Annotated in this window: 10 protein-coding genes; 7 read left to right on the forward strand and 3 right to left on the reverse strand. The window is 73.2% G+C overall.

The genetic code is table 11. The features are described from left to right. Nucleotides 1-69: 69 nt before the first annotated feature. The 3 genes from DVH02_RS02635 to DVH02_RS02645 form a co-directional block, all read right to left on the reverse strand. Nucleotides 70-1,443 (reverse strand): D-alanyl-D-alanine carboxypeptidase family protein, encoded by a 1,374-nt coding sequence (locus DVH02_RS02635; protein WP_114622028.1) that lies wholly within the window; start codon nt 1,441-1,443, stop codon nt 70-72. Nucleotides 1,444-1,601: 158 nt separating this feature from the next. Further along, complete coding sequence (locus DVH02_RS02640) at nt 1,602-2,522, reverse strand: helix-turn-helix transcriptional regulator (protein WP_114622029.1); 921 nt, start codon at nt 2,520-2,522, stop codon at nt 1,602-1,604. Nucleotides 2,523-2,761: 239 nt separating this feature from the next. After that, nucleotides 2,762-3,127 carry a hypothetical protein gene (locus DVH02_RS02645; protein WP_114622030.1) on the reverse strand — a complete coding sequence of 122 codons (366 nt, stop codon included), beginning with the start codon at nt 3,125-3,127 and terminating at the stop codon, nt 2,762-2,764. 139 nt (nt 3,128-3,266) lie between these two features. Here DVH02_RS02645 and DVH02_RS02650 point away from each other — a divergent pair, with 139 nt between their 5' ends. From DVH02_RS02650 to DVH02_RS02680, 7 genes are all read left to right on the forward strand, one after another. Then, entirely contained in the window at nt 3,267-3,632 is a 366-nt protein-coding gene (locus DVH02_RS02650; RefSeq protein ID WP_325051320.1) for a hypothetical protein, read from the forward strand. Then, the gene (locus DVH02_RS02655) at nt 3,629-4,555 is read left to right on the forward strand and encodes a hypothetical protein (protein ID WP_233517999.1); all 927 of its coding nucleotides are present in this window, start codon (nt 3,629-3,631) and stop codon (nt 4,553-4,555) included. Before DVH02_RS02650 ends, DVH02_RS02655 begins: the two co-directional genes overlap by 4 nt. 148 nt (nt 4,556-4,703) lie before the next feature. Beyond that, nucleotides 4,704-5,102, forward strand: coding sequence for a roadblock/LC7 domain-containing protein (locus DVH02_RS02660; RefSeq protein ID WP_114622031.1), 399 nt, complete (start codon nt 4,704-4,706; stop codon nt 5,100-5,102). A gap of 342 nt (nt 5,103-5,444) precedes the next feature. Next, the gene (locus DVH02_RS02665) at nt 5,445-7,169 is read left to right on the forward strand and encodes a sensor histidine kinase (RefSeq protein ID WP_233518000.1); all 1,725 of its coding nucleotides are present in this window, start codon (nt 5,445-5,447) and stop codon (nt 7,167-7,169) included. After that, the gene (locus DVH02_RS02670) at nt 7,166-7,573 is read left to right on the forward strand and encodes a roadblock/LC7 domain-containing protein (protein WP_114622032.1); all 408 of its coding nucleotides are present in this window, start codon (nt 7,166-7,168) and stop codon (nt 7,571-7,573) included. Before DVH02_RS02665 ends, DVH02_RS02670 begins: the two co-directional genes overlap by 4 nt. Beyond that, nucleotides 7,570-7,944 carry a DUF742 domain-containing protein gene (locus DVH02_RS02675; protein ID WP_114622033.1) on the forward strand — a complete coding sequence of 125 codons (375 nt, stop codon included), beginning with the start codon at nt 7,570-7,572 and terminating at the stop codon, nt 7,942-7,944. Before DVH02_RS02670 ends, DVH02_RS02675 begins: the two co-directional genes overlap by 4 nt. Beyond that, nucleotides 7,925-8,539, forward strand: a complete 615-nt coding sequence (locus DVH02_RS02680; RefSeq protein ID WP_114622034.1) for a GTP-binding protein — start codon at nt 7,925-7,927, stop codon at nt 8,537-8,539. The genes DVH02_RS02675 and DVH02_RS02680 overlap by 20 nt, the downstream gene beginning before the upstream one ends. The last annotated feature ends 221 nt before the right edge of the window (nt 8,540-8,760 follow it).

The raw sequence follows: 8,760 nt of genomic DNA on the forward strand, positions 1-8,760 counted from the left end.
TAGCGCGGCCGGATCCCGGCCGGGCCCGCTGCGCCGCCTCCCGGCCGCCGCGTGCCCCGCCCGCCCGGGTCAGCCGAGCCGTTCCCTGCGCCGGGCCGACCGCCGGACGAGAAAGAGCCAGAGCGCGGCGAGACAGGCGCCGCCGATGAGGGCGAAGGCAAGCGGGTCCGAGGACTCCCGCTTCTCCCCGGTGCCCGTGGCCCCCGCCTCGGCGACCTTCGCCGCCGGTACCGCGGAACCGGCGGGCGCCGTGCGCAGCGCCCGCGCGACCGGCCCCTTCGTCGCGCCCGCCGGGGCCGTCTCGTCCGGCGATACGGGAGGCAGCGGCGGCAGGGGCGGCGCGGGCGGCTGGAGCGACCCCACGGGGGCGACCCGGCGGTCGGCCGCGAAGCCCCAGTCCAGCAGCGACCGCGCCTCCTCGTAGACCGCGGAGCCGCCGCCCGCCTGCGGGTTCATCACCGTCACCAGCAGCGTGCGGCCGTGGTGCCGGGCGGCGGCCACCAGTGTGTAGCCCGCGTCCGAGGTGTAGCCGTTCTTGACGCCGATCAGCCCCGGGTAGGGGGCGATGCCGTCCTCGCCGCTCAGCAGCCGGTTGGTGTTGATGATGCCGAAGGTGCCGCCGCCGTCACCGGGGAACTGCGCGTCGACGGTCGAGCTGTACCGGACGAAGTCCGGCGAGGCCAGCCCCGTACGGCCGAAGACCGCCAGATCGTAGGCGGAGGTGACCTGTCCCGGCGCGTCGTAGCCGTCGGGCGAGACGACATGGGTGTCCAGCGCGCCCAGCAGCTTGGCCTTCTCGCGCATCTGGGTGACCGTCTTGTCCCAGCCGCCGTTCATCTCGGCGAGCGCGCGCACCGCGTCGTTGCCCGAGCTGAGGAAGACGCCCCGCCACAGGTCCGCCACCTCGTACGACTGGCCCGGCACGATCCCCACCAGGCTGCTGCCGGGGCCGATGTCGTCCAGCTCCGCCTCGCTGACGGTGTGCTGGGCGTGCTGGGGAAGGTGGGGCAGTGTCGTGACGGCGAAGAGCGTCTTGAGGGTGCTGGCCGGAGGCAGCTTCAGGTGCGCGTTGTGCGCGGCGAGCACCGCACCCGTACGGGCGTCCGCGACCAGCCAGGAGAGCGCGGACACGTCGTCGGGCAGCGCGGGCGCTCCGCGCGCCGCCCGTACCTGCGTGCCGGGCCGGTAGAGCAGCGAGCCGTCCGCGGGTGCGGCGGGTGCGGCGGGGGCCGGCCCGGCGCCGGGGGAGGCGGACGCGGCGGGTGCCGCGGAGGCGGGGGTTCCCGCGACCGCGGGGGCGCCGGGCAGGCCGGGCGCCCGTACGACCGGATCGGTTCCGGCGTCCGCGGCGGCCGGGGTGGCCACGGGCAGCAGGACCAGCAGGCCGGTGGCGAGGGCCACCGTGCCACAGAGCGCGGAGCGCGTCACGGATCTGATGATCATTCGGCCACGGTAGGAACAGACCGCGTGACGCGCCCCTCGCGTGAGCCGACCGGAGGTATCGCCGTCCGGCGGGGCGGGACGGCGGCCCGCATCCGTTCGGGTGAACGCGGGCGCCGCGCCCGCTGCCGCGGCGGCGGCCAGCGGTCGGCGGCCAGCGGTCAGTGGTCGGCGGTGAGCGGCCGGTGGCCGACGGCCGACGCGGGCTCGCCCGCCTCGGCGGCCGGGGCCTGCTCGGCGGCCCTCGCGGTGATCTCCGCGCCGAGTACGTCCAGCAGCCTCAGTCTCTCCGCGGCCTCCGTACCGGGGGCGGCCGAGTGGGCGACGATCCGCAGATCGCAGCCCGGCACGGTGAACGTGTCGCAGTCGACCGTCAGCGGGCCGATGTCCGGGTGGTGCACGGTCCGCACACCGGTGTCGTGCGACCCGGCGATGCGGGAGTTCCACAGCCCGCCGAACCGGTGGCTCACCCGCCGCAGCTCCCCGATCAGGAAACGCAGCCGCACATCGGTGGGGTAGTGGACGGTCGCGGTCCGCAGGTCCGCGACGAGGGCGGCCTCGAAGCGCGCCTCCTGCTCCGGGGTGTACGTGATCCGGCTGGGCTGGCCCGTGAAGTGGTGCCAGGCCGCGTTGCGGCCCCGGGGCGGCAGCTCCGCCGGATCGCCGACGAGCGCGGCCCACAGCGGATTCCAGGTGATCAGGTTCCAGGACGCGTCGTGGACGCCGACCGGGGTCCCGGCGAGCCGCCCGAGCAGTCGGCGCACGCTGGGCGGTACGTGCTCCGCGACCCGTCCCACGGCGGGCGGGGACTGGCCCGCGAGGAGGAAGAGATGTCTGCGCTCGTCGTCGGAGAGCCGCAGGGCGCGCGCCAGCGAGGTGAGCACCTGGACGGACGGGGAGGTGGCCCGCCCCTCCTCCAGCCGGCCGAGATAGTCCGCGGACAGCCCGGTGAGCTGGGCCAGCTCCGTCAGACTCAGTCCCGCGGCACGGCCGGACTCATCGGCGGGCGGCCCGGCCTCGGCCGGTGCGATCCGGTCACGCCAGCGGTGCAGGGCCGTGCCCAGCTCTCCGTGTCGGGTCATGGGGTCAGTATCGGGGCGTACGGGGGGATTCGCCTGATACCGCCGAGTACCTTCCGGTCGCCGCCCTCGTACGCGCTCCGCGCTCCGGGGCGCGTACGCCGGGGGCGCCGGCTGGCCGGAAAGAAGGGCCGGAAGGCTCCCTTCGTCCCGAACGGCGCCGGACCCGACCGTTGTTGCGCGCGGTCGCCGACCACTCCCACCGGGCCGGATCCCGGTGGCGGCGGAGTCCGTGACCGGGCTCAGATCTCCAGCTCGTTCTCGATGCGCCGCAGGTTGTGCCGCGCCAGCGCGAGATTGGCGCGCGAGCGGTCGAGCGCCAGATAGAGGAAGAGCGAGCCGCGGCTGGAGGACAGCGGGCGGATCAGGTGGTACTGCTTGCCGAGGGTGATCAGGATGTCCTCCACGGTGTCGTCGATGTCCAGCGTGGCCAGGGTGCGTGCCTTGGCGCGCACGACCTCGGTGTTCCCGGCGGCGGCGATCTCCAGGTCGAGGTCCTTTCCGCCGCCCAGGACGCCGAGCGACATCCCGCTCTCGTAGTCGACCGCCGCCACACCGATGGCGCCCTCCATGGTCATGGCCTCTTTGAGCGCGGTCTCAAGGTTCATCGTGGTTCCTGTTCCTCGGGCTGACGGCAATCGGTCGTCCGAAGTGGCGAACAGCCAAGAGGACAAAAGACGCCAAGAGCGGTCACCAAAAAGCAAGTTACAGACTAGGCTACTGTGTAATCTGTCTTAAAATGAAGGGGTGTACGTGTCAGCCCTGGAGGCATCCCTGTCCCGGCTCCTGGAGACACCCGGAGTGACCGGTGCGGCTCTCGTGGACGCGGTCACCGGACTCACCTACTGCGCGGTCGGTGACCCGTCGGCGGTCGGCGACGGAGTGGACACGGCGGAACTGGCGGCCCTCGTCACCGACCGGGTGGGCCCCGCGGGCACCGGTGGCGAGCTGGAGAGCCTTGTCGTGACGAGCGCGCGCCGCTACCACGTGGTGCGGACGGTGCGGCGTGCCGGTGATCCGCTGCTCCTGGTCGCGGCCCTGGACCGCGACCGGACGAATCTCGCCCTGGCTCTGCGGCAGTTGAACGGCCACGCGGAAGGGATGCTGGCATGACGGCGGACGGCCCTGACCCCCGGAGCGCGGACACGGAGGGTGACCGTTCGGGGCGCTCCGGCTCGCCGCGCAACGTTCCCGCGCTGCTGCTGGGGCTGCGCCAGGAGCGGTTCAGCGGCACCGTACGGCTCTTCGGCGCGCCCGGTGGCACGATTCATCTGCGGGCGGGGCTGATTCACGCCATCGAGACTCCGGGCACTCCGTCCGTCGAGTCGGCCCTGCTCAAGTCGGGGCGCGTGGACGACGAGAGCTGGGCGGCCGGTCTCAGCGCCGTCCGTGACACCGACGGCCTCGGCGCCGCGCTGGTCGCGCGCGGGAGCGTCGGCGCCGCCGAGTTGGAGGTGGTCTGCGCCGGGACCGTCTTCGAGGGCGCGTTCGCCCTGGCCGTCGGCGGACCCGGCGAGTGGGAGACCGGCGATCCGGCCCCCACCGTGCTGAGCCGGTACGGCGTCGAGCCCCAGTCCGTCGCCGAGGAGACCACCCGCAGACTGGCCCTCGTGTCCCGGCTGTGGGGGTCGCCCGCGGAACTGGCCAGGGCGAGGGCCCTGCCCGCCGGGCGGCCCGACGTCCCCGCCGAGCGGCTGCCCCACCGCTACCTGGGCCTGCTGGCCCTCGCCAACGGCCGCCGTACCTCCCGGGATCTGGCGTTCGCCTCGGGACGGGGTCTGTTCGGCGTGATGGTCGACCTGATCCGTATGAACGGCCTCGGGCTCGTCCAGTGGGAGGGCCGCGCGCCCGCCGGACGGCCGAGCACCGCGCCGCGCGTCGTCGGGGACGGCCGCGTCCCGGCGCCCGCACCCTCTCCGGTACCCACCGCCCACCTGCCCCGCCGCGTCCCCGGCGGGCGCCGGGCCGGGCACACGCCGGACGGCGCGCGCCCGTCCGGCGGACCGGAACCGACCGCGCCGCAGGCCGGTTTATAGCGGTCCGAAGCGGCTCGAAGCCGCGGACTCGGAACCGCGGCCCCTGGATCGCGGACTCGGGACCGGGAGATCAGGCCCTGGGACCGAACCCGTGTACGACGCCCCACGGCACGACCCTCGGCCGGATCATCACCAAGGAGCGCACACCATGCACGCACACTCGTCCGCCACTTCTTCCGCCCCCCTCGTCGATGTGCTGGCCTCGTTGCGGGAGAGGGTGATGGGAGTGTCCGAAAGCGTCCTCTCGACGGCCGACGGCCTGCTGGTGGCCGCCGACACCGACACCGCCCAGCCCGAGGCCATCGCGGCGCTCGCCGCGGCGACGCTGGGACTCGGCGCGCGGATGGCCCAGCAGGCGGACGCCGGTTCGCTGCGTGATGTGGTCATCCGCTGCGGCGGCGGCCAGATCGTCGTCCTCTCGGTGGGCGACCGGGCACTGCTGTCCATTCTCGGGGACGAGGGCGTCGATGTCGCCGCGCTCCAGCGGGAGTCGCCCGCGATCGTCGAGGAACTCCTCGCCCTGCTCGCGGCGGACGTCCCCTCCTGACCGCACCTCCCGCCCCCGCAGGGGCCGTTCCCGCACGGGAACGGCCCCTTTCGCGTTGTCCGGCCTGACGCTCGCCGCTCGTCGCACGGGTTCGACGACGTGTTCCTCACTCGCACAGGAGTCGTCACGCTTCGTGCCGTGGCGAGAGCGCTGCGTGCAAACGCGCGAGTCTATGCCCGATGGTGTGGCCCGTGCACGAGGTTGCGGGAATGAGCCGAAGTGGTCAATGGGGCGGGCTAAGCTCTCGCGGAGCGCGCCGAGTTGATACGTAATCAGGCACTTGTTCCCCAGGTTCCGTGATTGTTCGAATTATCCGACCTGAATCGACCGCCAGAGGCTTACATGGTTCGTGTTGAAGCACCCCCGAAAGAGCAAGCGCCCCCCGCCGTGCGCGCGCTTGTGCTCCCCGTCGTCCTGCTGGCCGGCGCCACGGCGGCGGCGGTCGTGCTCGTGCCGGAGGCCGCGCGCATACCGCTCGCGCTGTACGGCGCGGTCGCGATCGGCCTGTTCGCCTGGTGCGCAAGCGAGTTGTCCCGCCGCCGCGCGGCCGTCGCCGCCCTGCGCGAGCAGCACGCGCACCGGATCGCGGCGCTGGAGCACCGGCTCGCCCAGCACGACGAGGAGACCGTCCGGCTCGGCAAGGAACTGATGCCGGCCGCCGTCCACCGCCTCCGGCAGGGCGAATCGCCCATGGAGGTGATGCGGGCCGTCGTGGACGGCGACGACCGGTACCGCGAACTGCCCCCGGCGCAGCGCTCCTTGCTCCGCTCCGTACTCCAGATCATCGATGACGAGGAGGCCGTGCGGGAGGCTTCGCAGCGCGCCTTCGTGAACATCGCCCGCCGCGTGCAGTCGATCGTCCACCAACAGGCCAGCGAGCTGCGGGAGATGGAGGAGGCCCACGGCCGCAACCCCGAAGTCTTCGACGATCTGCTGCGCATCGACCACGGCACCGCGCTGATCGGCCGGCTCGCCGACAGCATCGCCGTACTCGGCAAGGCCCGGCCCGGTCGCCAATGGCCCAAGCCCGTACCGCTGTTCAGCGTGTTGCGCGGGGCTATGTCCCGGATCCTGGAGTACCAGCGCGTCGATCTGCACTCGATCGCCAAGGTCGCCATCATCGGCACCGCCGTCGAACCGCTCATCCACGCCTGCGCCGAACTCCTCGACAACGCCACCCGCTACTCGCCGCCGCAGACCCGTGTCCACGTCACCGCCGTCGAGGTGCAGACCGGCATCGCGATCGAGATCGAGGACGGCGGTGTCAGCCTCAGCGAGGAGGCGCGCTCCAGGGCCGAGCGCATGCTCGCCCAGGCCCAGGCGGGCATCGACCTCAACGACCTCGGCGAGACACCCAGGCTCGGCATGGCCGTGGTCGGCCGACTCTGCCAGATGTACGACCTTCAGGTCTCGCTGCGCCAGTCGGCGTACGGCGGGGTCCGCGCCGTACTCATCGTGCCGCGCTCCATCGTGACCACCGGGCCCGCTCCCGGCATCGCCCACGGCATCGGCGCCACCGCGGGCCCGAAGGGCAGCCCCAACGACCTGCCCACCACCGACATCCTCCGGCCCGCGAACCGGCCGCCGCGACCGGTGACGGGCCCCCAGCGGACGGCCCCCGTCGTGACCCCGGCCATGGAGGACGACATTCCGGTGGTGACCGAGTGGACGGAGAACGGACTGCCCCAGCGGCGCAGCCGGGGCCGTGCCCCGCTCGGCTCCCACAATCTGGGGCTGGTGGACAACGGCCACGCGGGCGGTGGCCGCACCGCCGCCCCCGGCGGCGCCCCGGTCCCGCGCCAGGAGCCCGGCCCCACCCGGAGCCAGGGCCCAGGGCGGCGAGCCGACCAGGGATACGGCCGGGAATCCGGCCGGGAACCCGGCCACGGAGCCGGTCACGGAGCCCCGGCGGAGAAGAAGCCGGGCCCCGGTATCTGGCTCGAAGCGTTCACGAAAGCGGTCAACGGCACCCCGCAGGAGCCGTCGGCCGGGACAGCACAGCCGCCGGACCTGCCAGGCGACCGCGGCGAATCCGACGATGTGTGGGGCAAGGGAGATCTGAAGTGATCCAGCAGCGGGCGAACATGGACTGGATGCTCAAGGAGCTGGCCGACGGGGTGCCGCAGATCCACCAGATCGTGGTGCTCTCCGCCGACGGGCTCAGGATCGCCCGGCACGGCGGCGACCCGGACGCGGCCGACCGGCTCGCCGCGGCCTGCGCCGGGCTGCAGAGCCTGGCCGCCGCCGTGGCCGTCGAGATCCCCGGCACCGACGGCCGGATGCGGCTCGTCGTCATCGAGATCGGCGGCGGCTTCTTCTACCTGATGGAAGCGGGCGCGGGCGCCTATCTCGCGGTGCTCGCCGCCGACACGGTCGACGCCGGGCTGGTCGGTGCCCGGATGCGGGACATGGTCGTACGGATCGGCGCCCATCTGACGAGCCCGCCGCGCCACGACGGGGGGGCCGGATGACCACCCCTCCCCAGCGAGAACGCCGACGGCCCGACGCGGACGTCGCGGATCCCGAACGGCTGTACGTGATCACCGGCGGCCCCGACGGAACCGAGCGCGCCTCCCTCGATCTGGTCACCATGATCGTGGCACGGGTGGCGGCGTCGCCGATGGTCCCGCCGGAGCAGGCCACCATCCTGCGGCTGTGCCGCGCGCCGCTGTCCGTGGCCGAGCTGTCGGCGTATCTCAGCCTTCCCTTCAGCGTGGTGACCGCGCTGCTGACCGAACTCCTCGCGACCGAGCTGGTCGAATCGCGCGCGCCCATCGTGCGTGCCGCCCTCCCCGACCGGTCCCTCCTCGAAGCGGTGATGCATGGACTTCAGAGACTCTGACACGATCACCGGCCCCAGCAGCGAGGACGTCCTGCCCGACACGGCCACCTCCGCCGTGAAGATCGTGATCGTGGGCGGATTCGGGGTCGGCAAGACGACGATGGTGGGCTCGGTCAGCGAGATCCGTCCGCTCACCACCGAGGAGACCATGACCCAGGCCGGGGTCGGGGTGGACGACAACTCCGGCGTCGAGTCCAAGACCGCCACCACCGTCGCCATGGACTTCGGCCGGATCAGCATCACCGAACAGCTGGTGCTCTACCTCTTCGGCACCCCGGGCCAGGAGCGCTTCTGGTTCCTGTGGAACGGCCTGTTCGAAGGCGCGCTGGGAGCCGTGGTCCTGGTCGACACCCGCCGCCTCGAAGTCAGCTTCGACGTGATCGGACGGCTGGAGGAGCGCGGCGTACCGTTCGTCGTCGCCGTCAACACCTTTCCTGACGCGCCGCACCACCCCGTCGAAGCGCTGCGCAGGGCCCTCGACCTGCCGGACGAGGTCCCGATGGTCGACTGCGACGCGCGGCAGCGGGCGTCGAGCCGCGATGTGCTGCTCACGCTGATGGGCTATCTGCACGCGCTGGCCGCGCCGCCGGGCTGACCGGTGGACGAAGGACCCGCCGCGCGCCGCGCCCGTACCGCTGCCGCCCGTACGCCCGTACGCCCGTACGCCCTGCCCTCTTCCGGCCCCATCCCTGGAGCGACCGTGAACACCCCCTTCTCCCACCGGCCCGGACCGGACGACCCCGCCGCCCCGCCCCCGGGCTGCCCGGCCCACGGTCTCGGGCCGCACGACATGGGCGGCCCGAGACCGTGGGCCGG

Source organism: Streptomyces corynorhini (genome assembly GCF_003346515.1).
Lineage (GTDB): Bacteria > Actinomycetota > Actinomycetes > Streptomycetales > Streptomycetaceae > Streptomyces > Streptomyces corynorhini.